We start from the raw sequence: 25,151 nt of genomic DNA on the forward strand, positions 1-25,151 counted from the left end.
CCGGCAGGGGTGGGCCGCTTCGTCACGTCAGGGGGTGGGCAGAGGCTCAGGCCACCCGGAGACGGACCAGCGAACCGTCCACGACGAGGTCGCGCACCGTGACGGACGGGTCGGCCGTCGCGAACCGGAGCGCGCCTCCCGGCTGGTCGAACCAGGGCTGCACGAACGTGACCGTGACCATGAAGGGGCGGTCGACGACGTAGCGGTGCACCTCGGGTGCCGCCGCGACGTGCGGGGGCAGCGACCGCTGGGGGAGCGGGGTGTCGAGCGGGTGCAGCAGGTAGCCGTCGGGGCCGCCGACGCGGTCGACGGGGACGCCGGCCGGGATCTGGATGGTGAGCCCCTGCGGGCCGGCCTGGCCGACCTGCTGCGCGAGCTGCGGGTACGTCGACGCAGCACGGTCACGCAGCCCGTCGAGCTCGTGCCGGGGGATGTCCCGCGGTGTCGGGAAGGCGCGGTTCAGGAAGCGGCGGAGCATCTCGACGGCGTCGTCCTCACCACGTGCGGTGGCGAGTCGGCGAGCGGTGCCGTAGTCGACGACCTCGAGCGCGAAGTCACCGTGCGCCTCGGCCGGGACGACCCGGAGGGCACCCTCGACCGGGGGCTCGCCGAGCGTCTCACCGGGGAGCTGCACGTAGCGGATCGTGTAGCCGAGCTGGTCCAGGATGGGGCGGGTCTCCGCGAACGTCATGGGCGCGAGCCTACCGGCCGGTTCCATGCCGTTCGCCGAGACTCCGCCGTGGCCCCGGTGGGTCGACGTCTCACACGCCGCCGCGCATGATCGCCTGCTTGACCTCGGAGATCGCCTTGGTCACCTGGATGCCGCGCGGGCAGGCGTCGGTGCAGTTGAAGGTGGTGCGGCACCGCCACACGCCCTCCTTGTCGTTGAGGATGTCGAGGCGCACGTTCGCCGAGTCGTCGCGCGAGTCGAAGATGAAGCGGTGTGCGTTGACGATCGCCGCCGGGCCGAAGTACTGCCCGTCGGTCCAGAACACGGGGCACGACGAGGTGCACGCGGCGCAGAGGATGCACTTCGTGGTGTCGTCGAACCGGGCGCGGTCGGCGACGGACTGCACGCGCTCCTTGCCCTTCTCCGGCTTGCTCGAGGCCTGCAGGAACGGCTGGACCTCGCGGTAGGACTGGAAGAACGGCTCCATGTCCACGACCAGGTCCTTCTCGAGGGGCAGGCCCTTGATCGCCTCGACGTAGATGGGCTTCGACACGTCGAGGTCCTTGATCAGGGTCTTGCACGCGAGCCGGTTGCGCCCGTTGATGCGCATCGCGTCCGAGCCGCACACGCCGTGCGCGCAGGACCGACGGAACGTGAGCGAGCCGTCCTGCTCCCACTTGATCTGGTGCAGGGCGTCGAGGATGCGGTCCGTGGGCAGCATCATCACGTCGAAGTCCTGCCAGCGCGGCTCGTCGTCGACGTCCGGGTCGAACCGGCGGACGATGATCGTGACGGGGAACGATCCGGGAGGAGCGCTCTGCACGGTGTCGGTGCGCGGGCTGTCGGAGACCAGGGTGTCGGTCATCAGTACTTCCTCTCCATCGGCTCGTACCGCGTCACGACGACGGGCTTCCAGTCGAGTGTGATGTGGTCGTCGGCGAGTGACGAGTGCGGGTCGCCCGTCAGGTACGCCATGGTGTGCTGCATGTAGTTCTCGTCGTCGCGCTTCGGGTAGTCGTCGCGCATGTGGCCGCCGCGGCTCTCCTTGCGGTTCCGCGCGGAGAACACGACCACCTCGGCCAGGTCGAGCAGGAACCCGAGTTCGACGGCTTCGAGCAGGTCGGTGTTGAAGCGCTTGCCCTTGTCCTGCACGGCGATGTTCAGGTACCGCTCGCGGAGCTGGTGGATCGTCTCGGTCATCTTGCCGAGCGACTCGTCGGTGCGGAACACCTGCGCGTTCTTGTCCATCTCGTCCTGCAGTTCCTTGCGGAGGACGGCGATGCGCTCGGTCCCGGTCGAGGCGCGGAGCTGGTCGAGCATCCCGCGGACGCCGGCGGCCGGGTCCTCGGGCAGGGGGAGGAACTCGGCGGTCTGCACCCACTCGGCCGCGTTGTTGCCCGAGCGCTTGCCGAAGACGTTGATGTCGAGCAGCGAGTTGGTGCCGAGGCGGTTCGAGCCGTGCACGGACACGCAGGCGCACTCGCCGGCGGCGTACAGGCCGGGCACGACCGTGGTGTTGTCGTAGAGCACCTCGGCGTTGGTGTTCGTCGGGATGCCGCCCATCGCGTAGTGCGCGGTCGGCATCACGGGCACCGGCTCGACGACCGGGTCGACACCGAGGTAGGTGCGGGCGAACTCGGTGATGTCCGGCAGCTTCGTCTCGAGCACCTCGGCACCGAGGTGGGTGCAGTCGAGGAGGACGTAGTCCTTGTTCGGACCGGCACCGCGCCCCTCGGCCACTTCCTGCACCATGCACCGGGCGACGATGTCGCGGGGCGCGAGGTCCTTGATGGTCGGGGCGTACCGCTCCATGAAGCGCTCGCCCGAGGCGTTGCGGAGGATCGCGCCCTCGCCGCGGGCACCCTCGGTGAGCAGGATGCCGAGGCCGGCGAGGCCGGTCGGGTGGAACTGGAAGAACTCCATGTCCTCGAGCGGCAGACCCTGGCGCCAGACGATGCCGACGCCGTCACCGGTCAGGGTGTGGGCGTTCGAGGTCGTCTTGTACATCTTGCCGAAGCCGCCGGTCGCGAAGATCACGGCCTTGGCGTGGAAGACGTGCAGTTCACCGGTCGCGAGCTCGAAGGCGACGACGCCGGCGGGCTGCTGGCGGGTGACCCCGTCGTCGCCGACGACGTCGACCATGACGAGGTCCAGCGCGTAGAACTCGTTGTGGAACTCGACGCCGAGCTTGACGCAGTTCTGGAACAGCGTCTGCAGGATCATGTGGCCCGTGCGGTCGGCCGCGTAGCAGGCCCGGCGGACGGGGGCCTTGCCGTGGTCACGCGTGTGCCCACCGAAGCGCCGCTGGTCGATCTTGCCCTCGGGCGTGCGGTTGAACGGCAGGCCCATGTTCTCGAGGTCGATGACGGCGTCGATCGCCTCCTTCGCCAGGATCTCGGCGGCGTCCTGGTCGACCAGGTAGTCACCGCCCTTGATCGTGTCGAAGGTGTGCCACTCCCACGAGTCCTCCTCGACGTTGGCCAGGGCCGCAGCCATGCCGCCCTGGGCCGCACCGGTGTGCGAGCGCGTCGGGTAGAGCTTCGAGATGACGGCCGTCTTCGCCTTCGGGCCGGCTTCGATGGCGGCACGCATGCCGGCACCGCCCGCGCCGATGATGACGATGTCGTGCTGGTGGTGGTGGACGGTGGTCTCGCTCACTGGGGCCTTTCGGGGTGGGTCAGCGCGCCGGCGGGGAGGTCGCGGCGTGCGCGTGGGTCTACGGCGCGGTGCTCGTGGCCGAGCCGTGCTGCTACTGCGCGGGGCAGAACGACGGCAGGTCGGCAGCGGCGGCGCCGGCCGGGCACGGGTCGAACGTCCAGCAGACGAGCAGGCCGAGCACGACCAGCGCGACGCACGCGATGAGCACCGCGAGCAGCAGGGTCTTCCGGATGCCGGGCTTCGCGACGTAGTCGTTGATGATCGTCCGCATGCCGTTCGAGCCGTGCACGAGGGCGAGGACGAGCATCAGGGAGTCCCAGACCTGCCAGAAGGGGTTCGCCCACTTGCCGGCGACGAAGGCGAAGTCGATCTGCTTCACGCCCTCGCCGGCGACCATGTTGACGAAGAGGTGGCCGAAGATCAGCACGACGAGCAGGACGCCCGAAGCGCGCATGTAGATCCACCCCCACTTCTCCCAGTTGGTGGTGCGGCGGGCGGCTGCGGCCGAACGAGGCGGCTCGACGATCTGCGTGGTCATGTCCGTGGGTCCCTTCGCCTACTGGAAGTCCGCGACGAGGTTCATGAGCTGACGGGGCAGGAAGCCCGCGATCAGGACGGCCCACACGACCAGGACGATCCAGAACATGGCGCGCTGGTACTTCGGCCCCTTCGACCAGAAGTCGACCAGGATGATCCGCAGCCCGTTCAGCGCGTGGAAGACGATCGCCATCACGAGCGCGATCTCACCGATGTTCATGATCGGCGTCTTGTAGGTGCCGATCACGGCGTTGTACGCCTCGGGGGACAGGCGCACCAGCGCGGTGTCGAGGATGTGCACGAGCAGGAAGAAGTAGATCGCGACACCGGTGATGCGGTGCAGCACCCAGGACCACATCCCCGTGGACCCGCGGTACAGCGTTCCTTCGAGCTTCCGGGACGCACGGGGCGCCTCGATCGTCACTCTCGGTTCGACGATCGTCGTCCCGCCTGCGGTCTGCTCGGCCATGAGCGAGTCCTCCCATAGGACGGGCTCGTCCGATCGGCGAGCCCTTGCCGTTCGTGTTCGTGTGGAACACGTCCCATCCTATGCGCGTGCGCTGACACTCTCGTCCCACCCGACACGGAGGGTCCGGGACAGGGTCGGCGGAGCCCCGATCGTGCGGGCGGTGTCGTGGTGTGCGAGGAGCTGGTCGCCGACGGCCTCCCACGTGGTGCCCTCGACCCGGAGACGCCCGGCCGAGCCCATCCGTGCGGCCGCCGCCGGGTCCGTCACGAGCCCGAGCACGGCGTGACGGAGCGCCTGGGGCACGTCCGGGTCGTACAGCTCGCCGTCGAGGCCGGGCGCGACGAGGTCGATCGGGCCCCCGGACGCCGGCGCGACGACCGGCAGGCCGCTCGCGTGGGCCTCCTGCAGGGTCTGCCCGAAGGTCTCGGCCGGCCCCGTGTGCACGAAGACGTCGAGCATCGCGTAGGCGTCGGCCAGGGCGTCGCCGCGCAGGGGTCCCGTGAACGTGACGTCGAGGTGTCGCAGCCGACGCTCGAGGGACGCACGCGACGGCCCGCCGCCGGCGACGACCAGCCGGATGCCCGGGACGCCGCCGAGCTCGGCGAGCCGCTCGACCTCCTTCTCGGGTGCGAGCCGACCGACGTAGCCGACGATGGTCTCGCCACCCGGCGCGATCCGCCGCCGCGCCGCACGGACGTGCGCGGAGCGTCGCCGGTCCGGGTGGAACAGGTCGGTGTCGACACCGCGGCCCCAGCGGGCGACGCGGGGCACGCCGTCCTCGGCGAGCATCGCCGCGGTCGCACTGGACGGGGCGAGCGTCAGCGACGCCCCCGCGTGGATGCGGCCCAGGATCCTCCTGACCAACGGGACGGTCGCGGTCAGGCCGTTGCGGCGGGCGAACCCGGCCACGTCGGTCTGGAAGACGGCGACGGAGGGGATGCCGAGCCTCCCGGCCGCCGTGATCGCGCGACCGCCCAGCAGGAACGGGCTCGCCGCGTGCAGCACGTCGGCGCCGGAGGCGGCGAGGATCGTGTCGAGCACGGGGTGGGGGAGCGCGACCGGGAACTGCCGGTAGGCCACGGCGGGCACCCGGTGCACGTCGAATGACCGGTAGCGCTCGATCCGGGTCCCCGAGCGGAACCGGGCGAGACCGGGCGTGTCCGGGGCGATGACGACCGCGCGGTGGCCGCGGCGCTCCAGGTGGTCGAGGACCGCCAGGACGCTGGTGGTCACGCCGTTCAGGGTGGGCAGGAAGCTCTCGGTCACGACGGCGACGGTCCGCTGGGACGTGCCGCGCTCCACGCTGCGTGCGCTCATGGTGCTGTCCATGGTCCGCGCGCGCCGTGACCGGCCGGGGCGGCGCGGGTGAACGGGCGGCGCGCAGCCGGTGAACTCGCGCTGCGCTGCGAGCCGGTCGGGAGGCGCGGGGCACGGCCGTCCCGTCGGCGGCGGCCCGTCCCGGTGCGAGCGGCCGCTGCGGGCACCCGCAGGAGCGGTGCGATGGTCGTCCGGGTGGCGTCCAGGTCACGTCCGGCGACACCGGTACGGTGAGCGGGTGGCAGACGCACTCGAGGACTTCTACGCGATCATCCCGGCCGGCGGCATCGGTTCCCGCCTCTGGCCGCTCTCGCGCGCCGACGCGCCCAAGTTCCTGCACGACCTGACCGGCTCCGGCGCGTCGCTCCTGCGGCAGACCTGGGACCGGCTCGCACCGCTCGCCGGAGAGCAGCGGATCATGGTCGTGACCGGGCGGGCGCACCGAGCAGCCGTCGAGGCGCAGCTGCCCGGCGTGGCCGACCACAACGTCGTGCTCGAGAGCGAGCCGAAGGACTCGACCGCGGCCATCGGGCTCGCCGCCGCCATCCTGCGCCGCCGTGAGCCGGACGTGGTCATCGGCTCGTTCGCGGCTGACCACGTCATCGGTGACGCCCGGGGCTTCCGCCGCTCGGTGCGCGAAGCCGTCGCCGCCGCACGCGCCGGGTACGTGACGACCATCGGCATCACCCCGACCGAGCCGGCGATCGGCTTCGGCTACATCCACGCCGACGGCGCCGCGCTCCCGGTCGAGGGTGCGTCGACGGTGCACGCGGTGAAGTCGTTCGTCGAGAAGCCCGACCTCGACACCGCCCGCGGGTACCTGGAGGACGGCTCGTACCTCTGGAACGCCGGCATGTTCATCGCGCGGGCCGACGTGCTGCTCGCCGAGATCGGTCGCACGAAGCCCGAGCTGCTCGCCGGCATCGAGGAGCTCGCCGCGGCGTGGGACACCTCCTCGCGCGGCGCGGTCGTCGACGCGATCTGGCCGGGGCTCGAGAAGATCGCCATCGACTACACCGTGGCCGAGCCCGCCGCCGCCGCGGGGCGCATGGCCGTCGTGCCCGGCGACTTCGACTGGGACGACGTCGGCGACTTCGCCTCGCTCGCGAAGCTGCAGTCCGGCGGGCGGGCGAACAACCTCGCCGTGCTCGGCGACGGCGCGCGGATCCTCGCCGACTCGTCGAGCGGCATCGTCGTGGCGCACAGCCAGCGGCTCATCTCGCTCATCGGGGTCGAGGACATCGTCGTCGTCGACACCCCGGACGCGCTGCTCGTCACCACGAGCGCGAACGCGCAGCGGGTCAAGGGCGTGGTGGACGCACTGAAGCTGAGCGGTCGGGGGGACGTGCTCTGACGGTCCGCCGACCTGGTGTACGGTGATGTTCCGGTCGCGGGGGCCGGGCTGACTCGGGGGAGTGCTGATGGGGGACATCCAGTTCGAGACTTCGGATGCGAGTGCGCTCGCACGTGTCGCGCGACGAGCCGCTGACACGTTGCGAGGGCAGGCCGGTCCGCGGTCGGGCGCCGTCGCATCCGCGCTCGACGACGCTGCTGGCTCGTACGCCGACCGGTTCCGTGAGGCGGCCGTGGTCGAGGCCGAGGACCGGGCACGACTGGCGGGCGTGCTGGTCGACCTCGCCGACCAGATCGACGCCGCGGTCGCTGCTGCGGAGCGCGAACGGGAGCGCCAGCGTGACCACGCCGACTGGAAGGCGCGTGACGCCGACCGGAAGCGGGCGGCGTCCGTGGCCGAGGCCTTCGCCGGTTCCGCAGGACGATCGGTCGTCGACGCACTGGAGCGCTTCACCGATCCCGAGCCGGCGACCGAACCCGAGCCGAGGCCGGAGGTCGACGCCGAGTTCCGCGGTCGGGAGCGTGCGCGCTACGGCGACGGAGCGAGCCGTGGCAGGAGTTCTGCCGATCCGAGCGCGCTCCGGGCCTTCGTGACGACGACCTCGGGACTGGACACGACCGCGTCGGCCGAGTCCGAGCGCGTGCGATCGGCGTGGTCCTCCTTCCGGTCCTCCTGCGCCTGGGTCACGGTCGACCGCGCGAGCATGCCGGCGGGTTTCGCGCGCTACGTGCGCGAGAACGACGAGGACCGGAGCTGGATCGGCAGGATCGCCGACGCCTTCGAGGCCGCCGGCGGCAGTGGGTCGCTGTCGAACGCGGCTCTCGACATCGCGGCGACCGGACAGGCGGCGCCTGCCCTCCAACGGCTGTTCGCGGAGCACCTGACGCCGACGGAGGTCGCGGAGCGTTGGGCTGCGCTCGGGCTGACGACGGCCGACGCCAGCGTGTTCGACGGTTTCCCGACGGACGTGCTCGCGCGACTCGGGAACCTCGAGGGTGTCCCGTACTGGGCGCGGAGTACGGCGAACGCCCTCGTGCTGAACCAGCGACTGGTCGACGTGGAGCGCCAGATCGAGCAGCTGGAGCGGACGGTCGCATCGGCGGGTGACGGCTCACGGGTGTTGGCGCGGGAACTGACGGCGCTGTACGCGGACCGCAAGGCCCTCCGGAACGTCAATGCTGCCTTGACGAAGAAGGGTTCCGACGGCAAGCGCTTCCTCATCGCACTCACCGACGATCGACCGCCGCTCGCTGCTGTCTCGATCGGCGATCTCGATCGTGCTGATTCGGTGACCTGGGCTGTCCCAGGCATGAACACGACGTCCGCGGACATGACGATGTGGTCGAGAGGCGCCCAGAACATCTACCAGGAGCAAGCCCGTCGCCCGGGATCGCCGTCGCACGCGGTCGTCGCGTGGGTCGGCTACGAGACCCCAGACGAGAAGGACGTGCTGTTCATGGGCAAGGCGAAGAAGGGCGGCGGACAGTTGGCTGACGCGCTCCGGGGACTCGACGCGGTCCGTGCGGGCCAGATGCCTGAGACGAACGTCGTGGCGCACTCGTACGGCACGACGACCGCGGCCGTCGCCCTCGCAGAGCAGGGTGTCCACGTCGATCGCTTCGTCGCTCTGGGCTCGGCCGGGCTTCCGGATCACCTGCGCTCGATCACCGACATCCACGCCGACCACGTCTACGCAGCACGGGCGAAGGACGCGCCGACCGGCAAGGAAGGTCTGGGGGACGAATGGGCCGAGTTCGGCCGTGAACAGAGTTACGCGCACCACGTGGACCCGACACGCGACATCTTCGGCGTGGACGTGTTCGGAGTGGACGGCGCGACGGCTGCGGACGGGACGGACCTCGCACCGGTTCTCCATCACGATCCGTTGAGGAGTGACCTTCGGGGGTACCTCGACCGAGGTACCGAGAGCCTGCGCAACGTGGGACTCGCGACCACGGGCCGCGATGCCGAGCTCACACCGGCGTCATCAGGATGAGAGGCCGGAGAGCCTCGAGAGGAGACGAATGTCTGCCCAGCTGACCGTGCGGCGCCTGACGAGCGTTGCCCTCACACCCCTTGCCCTGCTGATCTTCATCAGCGGTTGCGCTCGACATCCTTCGGTCGGCGAGACGCCATCCGGAGACGGAAGGACGGCCCAGATGGACCCCGAGACTGCTCAGCGGAAGATGACCGAGCTCGTCGACAGGACCGCGTCGGAGCTCGGGGGCGAGTGGGTCACCACGCAGGGTCCGGATTACGTCGACAGCTGCACGCTTCCCGACGGTGGAGAAGGAGCCAACTGGGTCTACCTGATCACCAGGACGGACGAAGGTGGCAGTCCGGACAACGACGCTGCGACGGTCACGAGTACCTGGCAGTCCGCGGGCATGACCGTCGAACGAGTCGCGGATCCTGACGGCCCGGTCGTCGTCGGACGAGGTGGAGCGTCGACCGCGTTGATCGATCTGTACGCGTTCCCTGGCAAGTACACCTTGGAGGCCGAATCGCTCTGCTTCCCGGGGAGTGCCGATGAGATCGAAGAGGAGCAGAGCAGCGGGTCCTGAGCTGGCCCGACGGATGCTGGGGCAGATACGGGCGAGACGTCCTGCCTGTCGCATCACCACGGTCACGGCGCTGCTGCTGCTGTCTGTGGTCACGACCGTCGGCTGTGCCGGCCAGCGCGGTGCAGCCCCGATCGAGGGGCGGCCGGAGGAGGAACGCACGGCGATGGCCGACCACTGGCGTGCACAGGGCATGCGCGTGACTGCGCGCGACACGAGCACCGGGCCGGTGGTCTTCGGCGGGGGAGGAGGGGACATCGCGTCCATCAGCTTCTCCGCGGTCCCCGGCAGCTCCACCGTCCAGGCTGTCTCGCTGTGCTTCCCCGGCGACGCCGACCGCATCGCGGAGCAGCAGGCCGACGAGTGATGCGCGACCGTCGACTGGTGCTTCCGTGCACGATCGACGGCGGGTCCCGCCTGCTGTAGCGCTCCACCACGAAATGCCAGGATCGTCCCCCGGGAGCGCGGCGACGGGGGACGTCGGCGTTACGGGCGCGTTTCGGCGGGGTCGCGATCCCGTAACTGATCCCAGGAGTCCCTCAGGGGCGTTCTGTACCGGCCCGACGGTCGTGTACTGTCGCCACGATCGCCCGGAACGCACGTGGTCCGGGCACCGCCCCCCGGAGGAACCAACCCGTGACATCTCGTACCCGCAAGGTCCTGCTCAGCGGCCTCGCGCTCGCCGGCACCATGGCCGTCCTGGCCGGCTGCTCGGCTGCCCCGTCCGACACCACCTCGGCGAAGAAGACCGACTTCCGCCCCTGCATGGTCTCCGACGCCGGTGGCTTCGACGACAAGTCCTTCAACCAGCTCGGCTTCGACGGCATGGTCGACGCGGCGAAGGAGCTCGGCGCCGACTACAACAAGGCCGAGTCCAAGGACGCCACGGTCTACGACTCGAACATCGAGCAGCTCGTCAACCAGAACTGCAACATGATCATCACGGTCGGCTTCAACCTCGCAGACGCCACGAAGAAGCAGGCAGCTGCGAACCCCGACACCGAGTTCGCGATCATCGACGACAACTCGATCGACGCGAAGAACGTCAAGCCGATCACGTTCGACACCTCGCAGGCCGCCTTCCTGGCCGGCTACGCGGCGGCGTCCTACTCGAAGACCGGCGTCGTCGGCACCTTCGGCGGCATGCAGATCCCGACCGTCACCATCTTCATGGACGGCTTCGCCGACGGCGTGAAGTACTACAACGAGCAGAAGAAGAAGGACGTCAAGGTCGTCGGCTGGAACGTCGAGACCGGCAAGGGCTCCTTCACCGGTGGCTTCGAGGCGGGCACGCAGGCCAAGTCGGTCGCGCAGACCCTGCTCGACCAGGACGCCGACGTGATCCTGCCCGTCGGCGGCCCGATCTACCAGTCGGCCGCCGAGGCGATCAAGGACGCGAACAACGGTTCCGTCCTGATCGGTGCGGACAGCGACCTCTACGAGGCCGACCCCCGCTACAAGGACATCGCCTTCACCTCGGTGATGAAGGGCATGCGCCCGGCGGTCAAGGACGTCGTCGAGCAGGCGGCGGACGACAAGTTCTCGAAGGAGCCGTACGTCGGCACCCTGAAGAACGACGGCGTCGGCATCGCGCCGTTCCACGACTACGAGTCCAAGGTGGACTCGGGTCTGCAGGACGAGCTCGACAAGATCAAGTCGGGCATCATCGACGGCTCGATCACGGTCGAGACGCAGTCGGACAAGTAGTCGGGTGAACGCGGGCGGGGGATCGATCCTCCGCCCGCGTTTCCGCGCGTCCACCGACGGGTGACGCGCTGACCAACAGGAACGCAGTAGACAACATGAAGCTCGAGCTCCGCGGAATCACCAAGCGGTTCGGCCCCCTGGTCGCGAACGACCACATCTCCCTCACGGTCGAACCCGGTGAGGTGCACTGCCTCCTGGGCGAGAACGGTGCGGGCAAGTCCACCCTGATGAACGTGCTCTACGGCCTGTACCAGGCGGACGAGGGCGAGATCCTACTGGACGACGTCGTCCAGGACTTCGACGGCCCCGGTGACGCCATGCGCTCCGGCATCGGCATGGTGCACCAGCACTTCATGCTCGTGCCGGTGTTCACCGTCGCCGAGAACGTCATGCTCGGTCAGGAGCAGACGACCTTCGGCGGTCGTCTCGACCTCGCCGGCGCCCGCAAGCGCGTGCGCGAGATCAGCGACCGCTTCGGGTTCGACGTCGACCCCGACGCCCGCATCGAGGACCTGCCCGTCGGCGTGCAGCAGCGCGTCGAGATCATCAAGGCGCTGTCCCGCGACGCGAAGGTCCTCGTCTTCGACGAGCCGACGGCGGTCCTGACGCCGCAGGAGACCGACGAGCTGATGGGCATCATGCGCCAGCTCCGCGAGGCCGGCACCGCGATCGTCTTCATCACGCACAAGCTGCGCGAGGTTCGCGAGGTCGCCGACCGGATCACGGTGATCCGCCTCGGCAAGGTCGTCGGCGAGGCCTCGCCGACCGCGACGAACAACGAGCTCGCTGCGCTCATGGTCGGCCGGGCCGTCTCGCTCGTCGTCGACAAGACGCCCGCGTCCGGCGGCGAGGACGCCCTCGTGGTCGAGGGCGTGACCGTCACCGACCCGTCGGGCGTCGTGCTCGTCGACGACGTCTCGTTCACCGTCCGCCGCGGCGAGGTCCTCGCCATCGCCGGTGTGCAGGGCAACGGGCAGACCGAGCTGACCGAGGCGATCATCGGCCTCGAGCCCGTGCACGCGGGTCGCATCACGCTCGACGGCAAGGAGCTCACCGGTCGCACGGTGAAGCAGGTCCTCGACGCGGGGGTGGGCTTCGTGCCCGAGGACCGCAAGGAGGACGGCCTGGTCGGGGAGTTCACGATCGCCGAGAACCTCATGCTCGACCGCGCCGACCACGACGAGTTCGTGCGGGCCGGCACGATCCGCGCCGCCGAGCGCGACGCGTTCGCCGACGAGAAGATCGCGGAGTTCGACATCCGCACGCCGTCCCGCACCACGGCGGCCGGTCGGCTGTCGGGCGGCAACCAGCAGAAGATCGTCCTCGCCCGCGAGCTGAGCCGCGAGCTGCGGCTGTTCGTGGCCGCGCAGCCCACGCGCGGCATCGACGTCGGCTCGATCGAGTTCGTGCACAAGCGCATCGTCGCCACCCGCGACACCGGCGTCCCGGTCATCGTCGTCTCCACGGAGCTCGACGAGGTCGTGGCGCTCGCCGACCGGATCGCGGTCATGTACCGCGGCGGCATCGTCGGCATCGTCCCCGCGGACACCCCGCGCGACGTCCTCGGCCTCATGATGGCCGGGGAGATCCCAGAAGGAACGGAGCTGGCAGCGTGAGCACCCCCACGCCAGACAACACGCAGCCGGCGACCCCGGCCGAGGCACCCACCGACGACCGCATGCAGGACGTCGAGGGCACCCCGCACCTCATGACGGACTCGGCGGACGACACCGAGCGTCGGGCTGCCGGCGGTGACCGCTGGAGCACGGCGCTGCAGAGCATCGTCAACGGCTCCGTGCTCGTGACCGTCCTCGCCGTCGTCCTCGCCCTCGTCGCCTGCGGAATCCTGATCGCCGTCACCGACGAGAACGTCCGCGCGGCGGCCGGGTACTTCTTCGCCCGCCCCGCCGACACCTTCCAGGCCGTCGGCACCGCGGTCGGTGGCGCGTACCGGTCGCTCTTCCAGGGCTCGGTCGTGAACTTCGGCGCGAGCTCCTTCGCGCAGGCCATCGCGCCGATCACGCGCTCGGTCGACTACGCCGTGCCGCTGATCGCCGCGGGCCTCGGCATCGCGCTGTCCTTCCGGGCCGGCCTCTTCAACATCGGCGGCCAGGGTCAGATCCTCATCGGTGCCGCAGCCGCCGGCTGGGTCGGCTTCTCGTTCGACGGCCCCGCCGCGATCCACATCCCGCTCACCGTCGTCGCCGGCATCGTCGGCGGTGCGGTCTGGGGTGGCCTGGTCGGGGTCCTCAAGGCCCGCACCGGTGCCAACGAGGTCGTCCTGACGATCATGCTCAACTACGTCGCGCTCTACCTCGTCAGCTACCTGCTCCGCACGCCGGGGCTGCTGCAGGCGCCGGGCAGCTCGAACCCGATCTCGCCCGCCACGAAGGAGAGCGCGGTCTTCCCGGCGCTGTTCGGTCCCCGGTACGGCATCGACCTCGGCTTCGTGGTCGCGCTCATCGCCGTGGTCGTGGTGTGGTGGCTCGTCAACAAGTCGTCGCTCGGCTTCCGCTTCCGCACGATCGGTGAGAACCCGCGCGCCGCCCGCGTCGCCGGCATGAGCGTCCCCGCGCTCACCATCTGGGTGATGGTCATCTCCGGTGCGCTCGTCGGCATCGCCGGCGCCTACCAGGTGCAGGGCGCCGTGACCTCGGGCTTCACCTCGGGCATCGACGCCGGCATCGGCTTCGACGCGATCACGGTCGCCCTCCTCGGCCGTTCGAAGCCGTGGGGCGTGTTCTGGGCCGCGATCCTGTTCGGCGTCCTCAAGAACGGCGGCTACGCCATGCAGGCCGCGAACGACATCCCGATCGACATCGTCGGCGTGATCCAGGCGCTCATCGTCCTGTTCATCGCCGCACCGCCGCTCGTCCGCGCGATCTTCCGCATCCCGCAGCCGGGTGCGCGTCGTCGCGGTCGTGCCGCGAAGAACTCCCGGAAGGCGGTCGCCGCATGAGCACCACCACCACCGCGGCGCCCGCACCGGCGCTGTCCGACCGCCCGATCGAGACGACCCGGAGCTGGAAGGCCCCGATCGGCTTCGGCGTCTTCACCCTGCTCGCGCTGCTGTTCTTCGGCGTGCTCCACCGTGCGGGCGACACCACGTTCCGGCTCGCGAACGGCGGCGACTTCTTCGCGCTGCCGAACGTGCCGCTCCCCGCGACCGGCACCGGCATCGTCGTCATCGTCCTGCTGGCACTCGCCACCGTGTACGCCGTCGTCGAGGTCCGCGCGAACCGCCGGATCCCGCTCTGGCTGACCGCGGTCTTCGCGGTCGTCTTCGTCGTCGGCTTCCTCGCCTGGTCGGCCGCCGGTGACACCATCCCCGTGCCGGGCCTGCTCCTGGGCGCCCTGGGCCTCAGCGTCCCGCTCGTGTTCGGTGCCCTGGGCGGCGTCATCTCGGAGCGTGTCGGCGTCGTGAACATCGCCATCGAGGGCCAGTTCCTCGCCGGCGCGTTCACCTCGGCGATGATCGCATCGTTGACCGGTTCCGCGTGGGTCGGCCTCGTCGGTGCGCTCGTCGCGGGCGTGCTCGTCTCGTTCCTCCTGGCGGCGTTCAGCATCAAGTACCTGGTCGACCAGGTCATCGTCGGTGTCGTCATCAACGCGTTCATCTCGGGCCTGACGGGCTTCCTCTACTCGCAGGTGCTCTCGCCGAACGAGCAGACGCTCAACATCGGCGTGCGCTTCCCGAAGCTCGAGATCCCGGTCCTGCACCAGATCCCGGTCATCGGCCCGGTGTTCTTCGAGCAGACGGTCGTCGTCTACCTCGCCTACGTCGCGGTCGCGGTCGTCACCTTCGCGCTGTTCAAGACCCGCTGGGGCCTGCGCCTCCGCGCGGTCGGCGAGCACCCGCAGGCCGCCGACACGGTCGGCATCAACGTCGCGCGGACGCGCTTCTGGAACGTCTCGCTCGCCGGCGCGATCGCCGGTCTCGGCGGCGCGTACTTCACGCTCGACGCGGTCGGCCCGTTCACGAAGGACATGACCGCGGGCGCGGGCTACATCGCCCTGGCCGCCGTCATCTTCGGTCGCTGGGACCCGATCCGGGCGACGCTCGCGGCGCTGCTGTTCGGCTTCGCGTCGAACCTGCAGAACATCCTCGGCGCGATCGACTCCCCGGTGCCGAGCGAGTTCCTGCTCATGCTGCCCTACGTGGTCACGATCTTCGCGGTGGCCGGCCTGGTCGGGCAGTCGCGCGGACCGGCTGCCGCCGGCAAGCCGTACACCAAGAGCTGACGGCCTGGAGGCGCGGCACATGACCGACACGAACGCTGTAGACGGTGGGCCCACGCCGCCGGTACCGGAGCGACGCGCCAGCGGCGGTCCGGCCGTGCCGGTGGGGAGCGTCACCATCGGCCCCGCGACCGGCGAGCCGTCCTGGACGGACCCGGCCACGAGCCTCCCGTCCGACCCGGACACCGTGATCGACGCGAGCGTCGACGTCGACTGGGGCGCCCTGCGGGACGCTGCGACCGCCGCGATGCGGCGGGCCTACGCGCCGTACTCGTCGTTCCCGGTCGGCGCTGCTGCGCTCACCGACGACGGACGGATCGTCTCGGGCTGCAACATCGAGAACGCGTCGTACGGGGTCACCCTGTGCGCCGAGTGCTCGCTCGTCTCGCAGCTGCACATGACCGGCGGCGGCAAGCTCGTCGCGTTCACCTGCGTGGACGGCGACGGTGCGACGCTCATGCCGTGCGGCCGGTGCCGGCAGCTGCTGTTCGAGCACTCGACCGAGGGCATGCTCCTCGAGACGGTCTCGGGCATCCGCACGATCGACCAGGTGCTCCCCGACGCGTTCGGGCCCCGCACCCTCGCGACCTACCAGCAGGAGCACTGACATGGCAGTCGAGCCCTTCGACACCGTCGACCTCATCCGCACCAAGCGCTCCGGCGAGGCCCTGGCCACCGCCGAGATCGACTGGCTCGTCGACGCGTACACGCGCGGGTACGTCGAGGACCCACAGATGGCGGCCCTGGCGATGGCGATCTTCCTCAACGGCATGGAACGGCGGGAGATCAAGGACCTGACGCTCGCGATGATCGCGTCGGGGGAGCGGATGTCGTTCGACGCCCTCGGCAAGACCACGGTGGACAAGCACTCCACCGGAGGCGTCGGGGACAAGATCACGCTGCCGCTCGCGCCGCTCGTCGCGTCGTTCGGGGTGGCGGTGCCCCAGCTCTCCGGCCGCGGGCTCGGCCACACCGGCGGCACGCTCGACAAGCTCGAGTCGATCGCCGGATGGCAGGCGTCGATCTCGAACGACCGCATGATGGAGGTGCTCCGCGACGTCGGGGCGGTCATCTGCGCGGCCGGCTCGGGACTGGCACCGGCGGACAAGAAGCTCTACGCGCTCCGTGACATCACCGGCACCGTCGAGTGCATCCCGCTCATCGCGTCGAGCATCATGTCGAAGAAGATCGCCGAGGGCACGGGTGCGCTCGTGCTCGACGTCAAGTTCGGCTCCGGTGCGTTCATGCCGACGTACGAGGCGTCGAAGGAGCTGGCGCAGACGATGGTCGACCTCGGCAACGACGCGGGCGTGGCGACCTCGGCGCTGCTCACCGACATGGAGGTCCCGCTCGGCCTGACGATCGGCAACGCGCTCGAGGTCCGGGAGTCGGTCGAGGTCCTGGCCGGCGGCGGCCCGTCCGACGTGGTCTCGCTGACGGTCGAGCTCGCGTCGGAGATGCTGCGGCTCGCCGGGCTGCCGGACGCCGATCCCGCGGCAGCGCTGGCCGACGGTCGCGCGATGGACACGTGGCGCCGGATGATCGAGGCACAGGGCGGCGACCCCGCTGCGGACCTGCCGGTCGCCCGCGAGCAGCACGTGGTCACGGCGACGGAGTCGGGTGTGCTCGTCCAGCAGGACGCCCTGCCGTTCGGCATCGCCGCGTGGCGTCTCGGCGCCGGCCGGGCCCGCGCGCAGGACCCGGTGCAGGCGGGAGCCGGCATCGAGCTGCACGTCAAGCCCGGCGACACCGTCACCGCGGGCCAGCCGCTCTGGACGCTCCACACCGACGAGCCGGCGCGCTTCGACCGCGCGCTGGAGTCGCTCGAGGGTGCGTGGGCGATCGGGTCGTCCGCGCCCGAGCGCGGCCCCATCGTGCGGGAGCGCATCACCGGCTGAGCGCCGCGGCCCGGCCACACCGACCGGAGGCTCCCCACTCGTCTGTGGGGAGCCTCCAGTCGGTCCGTCCGTCTGTTGTGCACAGGTGCCGACGCGGCGTCGGCGACCACCGCTAGCCTGGGAGCATGAGCGCCGACGCCCCGACCCACCGCCTGCCCGACGCCGGAGCGGTCATCGACGACCTGCCCAAGGTCTCGCTGCACGACCACCTCGACGGGGGTCTGCGCCCGGCGACCATCGTCGACCTGGCGGACGAGGCGGGCATCGAGCTGCCGACGACCGACCCCGAGGCACTCGGCGCGTGGTTCGCCGAGCAGTCGAACAGCGGCTCGCTCGTCGAGTACCTGCAGACCTTCGACGTCACGACGTCGGTGATGCAGACCGCGCCGCAGCTGCACCGTGTGGCGAAGGAGTTCGTCGAGGACCTCGTGGCCGACGGGGTCGTCTACGGCGAGATCAGGTGGGCACCGGAGCAGCACCTGCGGGGTGGGCTGACGCTCGACGAGACGGTCGAGGCGGTGCAGGCCGGCATCGAGGAAGCGGTCGACGCCGCCGGTGGCGCGATCCGGATCGGCCAGCTGGTCACCGCGATGCGTCATGCGGACCGGTCGCTCGAGATCGCCGAGCTCGCCGTCCGGCACCGGGACCGCGGCGTGGTCGGCTTCGACATCGCGGGGGCCGAGGCAGGCTTCCCGCCCGCGAACCACCGTGCGGCGTTCGGGTACCTGGCATCCGAGCTGTTCCCGGTGACGGTCCACGCCGGCGAGGCCGACGGGCTGGCGTCGATCCGCTCCGCGCTGGTGGACGGTCGGGCGCTCCGCCTCGGCCACGGCGTCCGGATCTTCGAGGACATCACCCTGTCGGACGCCGGTGACGGCTCCACGCTGGCGTCGCTGGGCGAGATCGCGTCGTGGGTCCGCGACCGCGAGATCCCCCTCGAGGTCGCGCCGCAGTCCAACCTGCAGACCGGTGCGATCGCCGCGTGGGGCGACGACCTCGCCGACCACCCGTTCGACGTGCTGTACCAGCTCGGCTTCCGCGTGACGGTGAACACCGACAACCGCCTGATGAGCGGCACGTCGCTGTCGCGCGAGCTCGCCCTGCTCGCCGGCACCTTCGGCTACGACCTCGACGACCTCGCCGCGTTCCAGATCAACGCCGCGCTCGGCTCGTTCCTGCCGCTCGAGGACCGCGAGGAGATCATCGCGACCATCACGGCCGGACACCAGGAGGCCTAGCGATGTCCCTGCCGCCGCTGCCGGACGACGCCATCGTGCTCGGAGCGAGCGCGTCCTCGTGGCGCGACGCGCTCCGGCTCGCCGGTGCCGCGCTCGTCACCTCGGGGTCGGCGACGCCGCCGTACACCGACGCGATGATCGAGCTGGTCGAGGAGCACGGCCCGTACATCGTCATCTCGCCCGGACTCGCGTTCGCGCACGCCCGGCCGGGACCGGCGGTGCTGCGGGACGGGCTGGCCGTCGTGACCCTGCGCGAACCGGTGTCGTTCGGGCACCCGCACAACGACCCGGTGTCGGTCGTCCTCGGGCTCGCGGTCGCCGAGGTCGGGACGCACCTCGAGTCGATCGGCGACATCGCGAACACGTTCAACGACGCCACGGTGACCGCGCGGCTCGCAGCGGCGGGCTCGGCGGACGAGGTCCGGACGATCATGGGGGTGTCGGTGTGAAGATCGTGACGATCTGCGGTGCGGGGATCGGGTCCAGCGGGATCCTCAAGGTGAACGCGGAGAAGGCCCTCGGCACGCTCGGGCTCTCGGCGTCGGTCGTCGCGGCGGACGTCGCCTCGGTGCGCGCCGTGGCCGAGGACGCCAACGTGATCCTGACCAGCCAGGAGTTCGTCGAGGCGATCGGGGAGACCTACGCCGAGGTCATCGTGATCCGGAACCACTTCGACCAGGGCGAGATCACGGCCGCGGTCGACCGGGCGCTCGGGGAGCACTGAGCAGCTCCCGACGCTGCCTCTAGAGTTGGGGCATGAGCACGGAGAACCCGCTGAACGACCCCGCCGCCGACCCGTTCGAGGTCGCCCGCGACGCCGCCGCCGTCATCGCCGACCGGTCCGGCATCGAGCGGCACGACATCGCCCTGACCCTGGGCTCCGGCTGGGGCAAGGCCGCCGACATCATCGGCGAGACGGTGTCCGAGATCCCCGCGGCCGAGGTCCCCGGCTTCAGCGCCTCTGCGGTGCCCGGACACTCCGGCACGGTCCGGTCGATCCGCCTGCAGGACGGCCGGCACGCACTCGTCATCGGTGCACGGACCCACTACTACGAGAACCACGGCGTCCGTCGCGTGGTACACAGCGTCCGCACCGCCGCGGCGACCGGGGCGTCGGTCATGGTGCTGACCAACGGCGCCGGCGGCATCAAGGAGCACTGGACGCCCGGCACTCCGGTCCTCATCAGCGACCACATCAACCTGACGGCGGACAGCCCGCTCGAGGGCGCCACGTTCGTCGACCTGACCGACCTGTACTCGGCACGGCTGCGCGAGGTCGCGAAGTCGATCGACCCCACCCTCGACGAGGGCGTCTACACGCAGTTCCGCGGCCCGCACTACGAGACCCCGGCCGAGGTGCAGATGGCGAAGACCATCGGCGGGCACATCGTCGGCATGTCGACCGCGCTCGAGGCGATCGCCGCCCGTCAGGCGGGCATGGAGGTCCTCGGCTTCTCGCTCATCACGAACCTCGCCGCGGGCATCCAGAAGACCCCGCTCTCGCACGCCGAGGTGCTCGAGGCCGGGCGCGAGGCCGAGCCGGTCATCGCGGACCTCCTCGCCCGCGTGGTGGCGGCGCTGTGACCCGGCACGAGGGCGCCTCGGACGGCGCCATCGCGGACGGCGACCTCGGTGACGGCGGTGCCCTCGCCGCCGTGGACGAGGACGTCCTGTCCCGCGCCCGCGCGTGGGTGGAGCAGGACCCGGACGACGAGACCCGTGCGGAACTCCAGCAGCTGATCGACCGCGGCGACGCCGAGGAGCTCGCCTCGCGGTTCGCCGGTCGCCTGCAGTTCGGCACCGCCGGCCTCCGCGCCGAGCTCGGCGCCGGGCCGCAGCGCATGAACCGCGTCGTCGTCACGCAGGCCGCGGCGGGGCTCGCGCGCTTCCTGATCGACACCGGTCGTGACCGCAGCGTCGTGATCGGCTACGACGGCCGGGTCAACTCCGACGTCTTCGCCCGCGACTCCGCCGAGGTCATGCGTGGCCTCGGGCTCGAGGTCACCCTCCTGCCGTCCGCGCTCCCGACGCCGGTGCTCGCGTTCGCGGTGCGCCACCTCGGTGTCGGCGCGGGCGTCATGGTGACCGCGAGCCACAACCCGCCGCGGGACAACGGCTACAAGGTGTACCTCGGGGGCGAGGACGACGGCTCGCAGATCGTCCCGCCGGTCGACGGCGAGATCGCCGCGGCGATCGACGCGGTCGCCGCGGGGGACGTCCGCGACCTCACGCGCGCCACCGACTACACGGTCGCCGGTCCGGAGCTCGCCCGGGCCTACGTCGACGCGACCGCCGCGACGGTGCCGGCCCCGGCCCTCCCGGTCGACGCGCAACCGAAGGTCGTCTACACGGCGATGCACGGCGTCGGGTGGGAGACCGCGCGAGCCGTGTTCGCCGCGGCGGGGTTCGCCGAGCCCGCCGTCGTGCCGGAGCAGATCGAGCCGGACGGCGCGTTCCCGACGGTGTCGTTCCCGAACCCGGAGGAGCCGGGTGCGATGGACCTGTCGATCGCGCGCGGTGTCGCGGTCGGGGCCGACCTGGTCATCGCGAACGACCCCGACGCCGATCGCCTCGCCCTGGCGATCCCCGACGGTGCCGGCTCGTTCCGTCGCCTGTCCGGCAACGAGGTCGGCTGGCTGCTCGGCTGGCGTGCGGCGGCGCGGGCGCAGGCCGCGGGCTCGTCGGACGGGACGGGTGTGCTCGCGGCGTCGATCGTGTCCTCGCCCGCGCTCGCCCGTGTCGCGGAGCGGTACGGGCTCGGGTACCGGGACACCCTGACGGGGTTCAAGTGGGTCTCCCGCGTGCCCGACCTGGTGTTCGGGTACGAGGAGGCGCTCGGCTACCTCGTCGACCCCGGCGTCGTCCGCGACAAGGACGGCATCTCGGCGGCCCTGGCGATGCTCGACCTCGCCGTCTCGTTCGCAGCCGAGGGCAGGACCGTCGCCGACCAGCTCGACGCCTTCGCGGCAGAGTTCGGGGCGTTCGCCTCCGGGCAGGTGTCGACCCGCGTGGACGACCTGTCGCGGATCGGGGAGATCATGACGTCGCTGCGGTCATCGGCGCCCTCGTCGCTCGGCGGCCGCGCGGTCACCGGGGTGACGGACTACTCGGACGGGGTGGAGGGCTTCCCGCCGTCCGACATCCTGCGCTACGACCTCGAGGGCGGCGCGCGGGTCATCGTCCGCCCGAGCGGCACCGAGCCCAAGGTGAAGGTCTACATCGACACGGTGGCGGCTTCGCCGGCCGAGGCGCAGACGCTCGTCGACGCCCTCGCCGCCGACGTGCGGCCCCGCGTGTCGTAGCGGCGCGGCGCTGGCGCGCCGCTGGCGCCGCCGCCCGCGCCTGCGGTGCGGGTGCCGCCGCTGCCTGCACAACCGAAAGCACCTCACGCCACGGAATCACCTGGCGCGAGGTGCTTTCCGTTGTGCACGAGCAGCTGACACCACCCGTAGGCATCCAGGTAACTCGGGATCGAGGACGAGCGCGGACCTCCTTGGGCGGCCGATCCTCCTGCACAGAGCGGGGACGAGCGCTCGCTGCTCACAGGCACGGCCGGGAGGCGCGTGACCGGTCTGCGCGCGCGCCACGCTCAGGACATGGCGGCGTTGGAGATCCTGGTCGGTGGCGGCGCGGACGAGACCGGGCGGCGCGGGCGGGACCACCGCGATCGCGCGCTGCGGGGAGAGCTCGTACGACTGGCCCCGGGCCGGTTCGTCGTCGCGGACGACTGGCGACGGGCGACCCCGGGGGAGCGGCACATCGCTCGGATCAAGGCGTTGCACGATCGGCTCGCGCCGCGACTGGTCGTCTCGCACGCCTCAGCCGCGGCGTTGCACGGGCTGCCCTGGCCCGGCGAGTTCCCGGTCCCGATCGAGGTGATCGATCCGCTGCGATACACCGGTCAGTCGCTGCGGTCCGTGCACAAGCGGGCCGGCGCGGGGCGCACACTCCGGACGTCGTACATGGTGGCGAACGGGCGAGCCCTGACCGACCTGGCGACCACGGTGGTCGACCTCGCCGTGGCGTACCCGCTGCGGACGAGCGTGCCTGCGGTGGACCGTTCGCTCGCCCGCGGATCCAGCCTCGATGAACTCCGCGCGACACTGGACGAGAGCACCGCCGTACAGTTCCGAGCGAGGGCGGAGCGGGCTCTGGATCTCGCAGACGCGCGCTCCGGGTCGCCGGGCGAGTCCGTCGCTCGCGTGGCGCTCGACGAGGTCGGGGCGCCGAGGCCGATGCTGCAGCAGGAGTTCCGCGACGGCTCGGGGCCGATCGGCGTCGTCGACTTCTGGTTCGCCGACGAGGGCGTGGTCCTCGAGTTCGACGGTCGAGTGAAGTACGCCGACCCGTTCATGCGTGCCGCGGGCATGACGACCGAGGACGTGCTCGTCGCGGAGAAGCGGCGCGAGGACCGGCTTCGTCGCCACCCTGACGTCCGAGCGCTCGGCCGGATCAGCGTCGTCGAGACGGACGACACGGAGCGGCTGCGCTCGGTGCTGCGCGCCGTCGGGGTGCCGACGGCGCGCGGCCACTTCACGACCGTCCGGTGAGCGATCCTCCTGCGGACGGCAGCCGGCGCGACGTGCCCGGACACAACCGGAAGCACCTCGCGCCACGGAACTGCGTGGCATGAGGTGCTTTCGGTTGTGCGGTGCGGGGCCGGCGGGCGGCGCGCGGCCGCGGCGCCCGGCCTGCGGCGCGCTACGCGAGCTCGAGCAGCACGTGGCCGGACGAGATCGTCTGGCCGACGGGGGCGTTCAAGCCGGTCACGACCCCGTCGCGCGGAGCCTGGACGGGCTGCTCCATCTTCATGGCCTCGAGGACGACGAGCAGGTCGCCCTTCACGACGGTGTCACCCTCGGCGACCGCGAGCTTCACGACGGTTGCCTGCATCGGGGACGTCACCGAGCCCGAGGACACGAGCCCGCCCTTCACGCCGGACGACCGGCGCTTCGGGGGAGCGGAGGGACCGGCCGGACGCCGACCGGCGGCGCCGGCAGCGCCACCGCCGACGATCGAGGGCATGGTGACCTCGATGCGCTTGCCCTGGACCTCGACGACGACGCTCTCACGGGCGGCCGGTGCGGGGAGCTCCTCGGGGGAACCGCTCCAGGCCGGGATGTCGTTCTGGAAGTCCGTCTCGATCCACTGCGTGTACACGCTGAACGGCGTCTCGTCGTCCGTCGCGAACGCCGGGTCCGACACGACCGCACGGTGGAAGGGCAGCACGGTCGGCAGTCCGGTGACCTCGAACTCGGCCAGGGCGCGGCGCGACCGCTCGAGCGCCTCTTCGCGGGTGGCGCCGGTGACGATGAGCTTCGCGAGCATGGAGTCGAACGAGCCGGAGACGACGTCGCCGGAGACCACACCGGAGTCGACGCGGACGCCGGGGCCCGACGGTGCGGTGAACGCGTGCACGGGACCGGGGGCCGGGAAGAAGTTCCGTCCCGGGTCCTCGCCGTTGATGCGGAACTCGAACGAGTGACCGCGGGGTGCCGGGTCCGCGTAGTCCAGCGTGCCGCCCTCGGCGATGCGGAACTGCTCGCGGACGAGGTCGATGCCCGTGACCTCCTCGGAGACGCAGTGCTCGACCTGCAGGCGCGTGTTCACCTCGAGGAAGGACACGGTGCCGTCGGCGCCGATGAGGAACTCGCAGGTGCCGGCACCGACGTAGCCGACCTCGCGGAGGATCGCCTTCGACGACTCGTACAGGCGCGTCTGCTGCTCGGGCGTCAGGTACGGCGCCGGGGCCTCCTCGACGAGCTTCTGGTGCCGACGCTGCAGCGAGCAGTCGCGGGTGGAGACGATGACGACGTTGCCGTGCTCGTCGGCCAGGCACTGGGTCTCGACGTGGCGCGGCTTGTCGAGGTACTTCTCGACGAAGCACTCACCGCGACCGAACGCGGCGATGGCCTCGCGCGTCGCCGATTCGAACTGCGAGGCGACCTCGTCGCGCGTGCGTGCGACCTTCAGGCCACGGCCGCCGCCGCCGAAGGCCGCCTTGATGGCGACCGGCAGACCGACCTCGTCCGCGAACGCGATGACCTCGGCAGCGTCCGCGACGGGCTCGATGGTGCCCGGCGCGAGCGGCGCGCCGACCTTCTCGGCCACGTGGCGCGCGGAGACCTTGTCCCCGAGCTGCTCGATCGACTCCGGCGACGGGCCGATCCAGGTGAGCCCGGCGTCGATGACGGCACGGGCGAAGTCGGCGTTCTCGGCGAGGAACCCGTACCCGGGGTGCACGGCGTCGGCGCCGGACCGGCGGGCCACCGAGATGATCTTGTCGATCACGAGGTAGGTGTCCGCGCTCGTGGTGCCGTTCAGCGCGTAGGCCTCGTCGGCGAGGCGGGCGTGGAGGGCGTCGCGGTCCTGGTCGGCGTACACCGCGACCGAGGCCTTGCCAGCGTCGCGGGCCGCGCGGATGATGCGGACGGCGATCTCGCCGCGGTTCGCGATGAGGACCTTGCTGATACGGGGCATGGTACGTCAGCGTATTCGTGCAG

The 25,151-nt window shown here is 71.1% G+C and carries 23 protein-coding genes; 16 read left to right on the forward strand and 7 right to left on the reverse strand.

What is annotated here, in order from left to right; genetic code table 11:
- Positions 1-46: 46 nt before the first annotated feature.
- From J2X59_RS01885 to J2X59_RS01910, 6 genes are all read right to left on the reverse strand, one after another.
- Positions 47-691, reverse strand: coding sequence for a glycohydrolase toxin TNT-related protein (locus tag J2X59_RS01885; protein WP_326495495.1), 645 nt, complete (start codon positions 689-691; stop codon positions 47-49).
- A gap of 70 nt (positions 692-761) precedes the next feature.
- The gene (locus J2X59_RS01890; RefSeq protein ID WP_066655113.1) at positions 762-1,535 is read right to left on the reverse strand and encodes a succinate dehydrogenase iron-sulfur subunit; all 774 of its coding nucleotides are present in this window, start codon (positions 1,533-1,535) and stop codon (positions 762-764) included.
- Positions 1,535-3,328, reverse strand: coding sequence for a succinate dehydrogenase flavoprotein subunit (gene sdhA, locus J2X59_RS01895; protein ID WP_066655109.1), 1,794 nt, complete (start codon positions 3,326-3,328; stop codon positions 1,535-1,537). Before sdhA ends, J2X59_RS01890 begins: the two co-directional genes overlap by 1 nt.
- 91 nt (positions 3,329-3,419) lie before the next feature.
- Positions 3,420-3,866: a succinate dehydrogenase, hydrophobic membrane anchor protein gene (gene sdhD / locus J2X59_RS01900; protein WP_066655106.1), complete on the reverse strand. Its 447-nt coding sequence runs from the start codon at positions 3,864-3,866 to the stop codon at positions 3,420-3,422.
- Positions 3,867-3,884: 18 nt separating this feature from the next.
- Positions 3,885-4,334, reverse strand: a complete 450-nt coding sequence (gene sdhC, locus J2X59_RS01905) for a succinate dehydrogenase, cytochrome b556 subunit (RefSeq protein WP_209685124.1) — start codon at positions 4,332-4,334, stop codon at positions 3,885-3,887.
- A gap of 78 nt (positions 4,335-4,412) precedes the next feature.
- Positions 4,413-5,651 carry a glycosyltransferase family 4 protein gene (locus tag J2X59_RS01910; RefSeq protein WP_326495496.1) on the reverse strand — a complete coding sequence of 413 codons (1,239 nt, stop codon included), beginning with the start codon at positions 5,649-5,651 and terminating at the stop codon, positions 4,413-4,415.
- 238 nt (positions 5,652-5,889) lie between these two features.
- Between J2X59_RS01910 and J2X59_RS01915 the strand changes: the two genes are divergently transcribed.
- The 16 genes from J2X59_RS01915 to J2X59_RS01990 all read left to right on the forward strand — a co-directional run bounded on the left by J2X59_RS01915 (position 5,890) and on the right by J2X59_RS01990 (position 23,198).
- The gene (locus J2X59_RS01915) at positions 5,890-7,005 is read left to right on the forward strand and encodes a mannose-1-phosphate guanylyltransferase (RefSeq protein WP_066655104.1); all 1,116 of its coding nucleotides are present in this window, start codon (positions 5,890-5,892) and stop codon (positions 7,003-7,005) included.
- Between the two features lie 67 nt (positions 7,006-7,072).
- Positions 7,073-9,001, forward strand: a complete 1,929-nt coding sequence (locus J2X59_RS01920; protein ID WP_326495497.1) for an alpha/beta hydrolase — start codon at positions 7,073-7,075, stop codon at positions 8,999-9,001.
- Positions 9,002-9,164: 163 nt separating this feature from the next.
- Entirely contained in the window at positions 9,165-9,569 is a 405-nt protein-coding gene (locus J2X59_RS01925) for a hypothetical protein (RefSeq protein WP_326495498.1), read from the forward strand.
- A gap of 163 nt (positions 9,570-9,732) precedes the next feature.
- Positions 9,733-9,933 carry a hypothetical protein gene (locus J2X59_RS01930; RefSeq protein WP_326495499.1) on the forward strand — a complete coding sequence of 67 codons (201 nt, stop codon included), beginning with the start codon at positions 9,733-9,735 and terminating at the stop codon, positions 9,931-9,933.
- A 269-nt stretch (positions 9,934-10,202) separates the two neighbouring features.
- Positions 10,203-11,273 (forward strand): BMP family lipoprotein, encoded by a 1,071-nt coding sequence (locus J2X59_RS01935; RefSeq protein WP_066655092.1) that lies wholly within the window; start codon positions 10,203-10,205, stop codon positions 11,271-11,273.
- 95 nt (positions 11,274-11,368) lie between these two features.
- Positions 11,369-12,889: an ABC transporter ATP-binding protein gene (locus J2X59_RS01940; protein ID WP_066655091.1), complete on the forward strand. Its 1,521-nt coding sequence runs from the start codon at positions 11,369-11,371 to the stop codon at positions 12,887-12,889.
- Positions 12,886-14,232: an ABC transporter permease gene (locus J2X59_RS01945; protein ID WP_251159538.1), complete on the forward strand. Its 1,347-nt coding sequence runs from the start codon at positions 12,886-12,888 to the stop codon at positions 14,230-14,232. The genes J2X59_RS01940 and J2X59_RS01945 overlap by 4 nt, the downstream gene beginning before the upstream one ends.
- Complete coding sequence (locus J2X59_RS01950; protein ID WP_066655089.1) at positions 14,229-15,515, forward strand: ABC transporter permease; 1,287 nt, start codon at positions 14,229-14,231, stop codon at positions 15,513-15,515. Before J2X59_RS01945 ends, J2X59_RS01950 begins: the two co-directional genes overlap by 4 nt.
- Before the next feature lie 184 nt (positions 15,516-15,699).
- Positions 15,700-16,119 (forward strand): cytidine deaminase, encoded by a 420-nt coding sequence (locus J2X59_RS01955; RefSeq protein WP_326495580.1) that lies wholly within the window; start codon positions 15,700-15,702, stop codon positions 16,117-16,119.
- A 1-nt stretch (position 16,120) separates the two neighbouring features.
- The gene (locus J2X59_RS01960) at positions 16,121-17,410 is read left to right on the forward strand and encodes a thymidine phosphorylase (RefSeq protein WP_209685137.1); all 1,290 of its coding nucleotides are present in this window, start codon (positions 16,121-16,123) and stop codon (positions 17,408-17,410) included.
- A gap of 125 nt (positions 17,411-17,535) precedes the next feature.
- Positions 17,536-18,648: an adenosine deaminase gene (locus tag J2X59_RS01965; RefSeq protein WP_326495500.1), complete on the forward strand. Its 1,113-nt coding sequence runs from the start codon at positions 17,536-17,538 to the stop codon at positions 18,646-18,648.
- Between the two features lie 2 nt (positions 18,649-18,650).
- Complete coding sequence (locus tag J2X59_RS01970) at positions 18,651-19,097, forward strand: PTS sugar transporter subunit IIA (RefSeq protein WP_326495501.1); 447 nt, start codon at positions 18,651-18,653, stop codon at positions 19,095-19,097.
- A complete protein-coding gene (locus J2X59_RS01975) occupies positions 19,094-19,372 on the forward strand; it encodes a PTS sugar transporter subunit IIB (RefSeq protein WP_209685140.1) in 279 nt (92 codons plus the stop codon). The genes J2X59_RS01970 and J2X59_RS01975 overlap by 4 nt, the downstream gene beginning before the upstream one ends.
- Before the next feature lie 32 nt (positions 19,373-19,404).
- Positions 19,405-20,232: a purine-nucleoside phosphorylase gene (locus tag J2X59_RS01980; RefSeq protein ID WP_066655080.1), complete on the forward strand. Its 828-nt coding sequence runs from the start codon at positions 19,405-19,407 to the stop codon at positions 20,230-20,232.
- A gap of 71 nt (positions 20,233-20,303) precedes the next feature.
- Positions 20,304-21,950 carry a phospho-sugar mutase gene (locus tag J2X59_RS01985; protein ID WP_326495581.1) on the forward strand — a complete coding sequence of 549 codons (1,647 nt, stop codon included), beginning with the start codon at positions 20,304-20,306 and terminating at the stop codon, positions 21,948-21,950.
- 294 nt (positions 21,951-22,244) lie between these two features.
- Positions 22,245-23,198, forward strand: a complete 954-nt coding sequence (locus J2X59_RS01990; protein WP_326495502.1) for a hypothetical protein — start codon at positions 22,245-22,247, stop codon at positions 23,196-23,198.
- Between the two features lie 151 nt (positions 23,199-23,349).
- Here the strand turns inward: J2X59_RS01990 and J2X59_RS01995 are convergent, their stop codons facing one another.
- Positions 23,350-25,128: an acetyl/propionyl/methylcrotonyl-CoA carboxylase subunit alpha gene (locus J2X59_RS01995; protein ID WP_326495503.1), complete on the reverse strand. Its 1,779-nt coding sequence runs from the start codon at positions 25,126-25,128 to the stop codon at positions 23,350-23,352.
- Between the last annotated feature and the right edge of the window lie 23 nt (positions 25,129-25,151).

The organism is Curtobacterium sp. 260, from assembly GCF_030803485.1.
GTDB lineage: Bacteria > Actinomycetota > Actinomycetes > Actinomycetales > Microbacteriaceae > Curtobacterium.

Excerpts from the sequence above, each read along its gene's own strand:
- J2X59_RS01885 (WP_326495495.1), bottom strand. The coding sequence starts at position 691 with ATGACGTTCGCGGAGACCCGCCCCATCCTGGACCAGCTCGGCTACACG.
- J2X59_RS01890 (WP_066655113.1), bottom strand. The coding sequence starts at position 1,535 with ATGACCGACACCCTGGTCTCCGACAGCCCGCGCACCGACACCGTGCAG.
- sdhD (WP_066655106.1), bottom strand. The coding sequence starts at position 3,866 with ATGACCACGCAGATCGTCGAGCCGCCTCGTTCGGCCGCAGCCGCCCGC.
- sdhC (WP_209685124.1), bottom strand. The coding sequence starts at position 4,334 with ATGGCCGAGCAGACCGCAGGCGGGACGACGATCGTCGAACCGAGAGTG.
- J2X59_RS01910 (WP_326495496.1), bottom strand. The coding sequence starts at position 5,651 with ATGAGCGCACGCAGCGTGGAGCGCGGCACGTCCCAGCGGACCGTCGCC.
- J2X59_RS01920 (WP_326495497.1), top strand. The coding sequence starts at position 7,073 with ATGGGGGACATCCAGTTCGAGACTTCGGATGCGAGTGCGCTCGCACGT.
- J2X59_RS01925 (WP_326495498.1), top strand. The coding sequence starts at position 9,165 with ATGGACCCCGAGACTGCTCAGCGGAAGATGACCGAGCTCGTCGACAGG.
- J2X59_RS01930 (WP_326495499.1), top strand. The coding sequence starts at position 9,733 with ATGGCCGACCACTGGCGTGCACAGGGCATGCGCGTGACTGCGCGCGAC.
- J2X59_RS01940 (WP_066655091.1), top strand. The coding sequence starts at position 11,369 with ATGAAGCTCGAGCTCCGCGGAATCACCAAGCGGTTCGGCCCCCTGGTC.
- J2X59_RS01950 (WP_066655089.1), top strand. The coding sequence starts at position 14,229 with ATGAGCACCACCACCACCGCGGCGCCCGCACCGGCGCTGTCCGACCGC.
- J2X59_RS01960 (WP_209685137.1), top strand. The coding sequence starts at position 16,121 with ATGGCAGTCGAGCCCTTCGACACCGTCGACCTCATCCGCACCAAGCGC.
- J2X59_RS01965 (WP_326495500.1), top strand. The coding sequence starts at position 17,536 with ATGAGCGCCGACGCCCCGACCCACCGCCTGCCCGACGCCGGAGCGGTC.
- J2X59_RS01970 (WP_326495501.1), top strand. The coding sequence starts at position 18,651 with ATGTCCCTGCCGCCGCTGCCGGACGACGCCATCGTGCTCGGAGCGAGC.
- J2X59_RS01980 (WP_066655080.1), top strand. The coding sequence starts at position 19,405 with ATGAGCACGGAGAACCCGCTGAACGACCCCGCCGCCGACCCGTTCGAG.
- J2X59_RS01990 (WP_326495502.1), top strand. The coding sequence starts at position 22,245 with ATGGCGGCGTTGGAGATCCTGGTCGGTGGCGGCGCGGACGAGACCGGG.
- J2X59_RS01995 (WP_326495503.1), bottom strand. The coding sequence starts at position 25,128 with ATGCCCCGTATCAGCAAGGTCCTCATCGCGAACCGCGGCGAGATCGCC.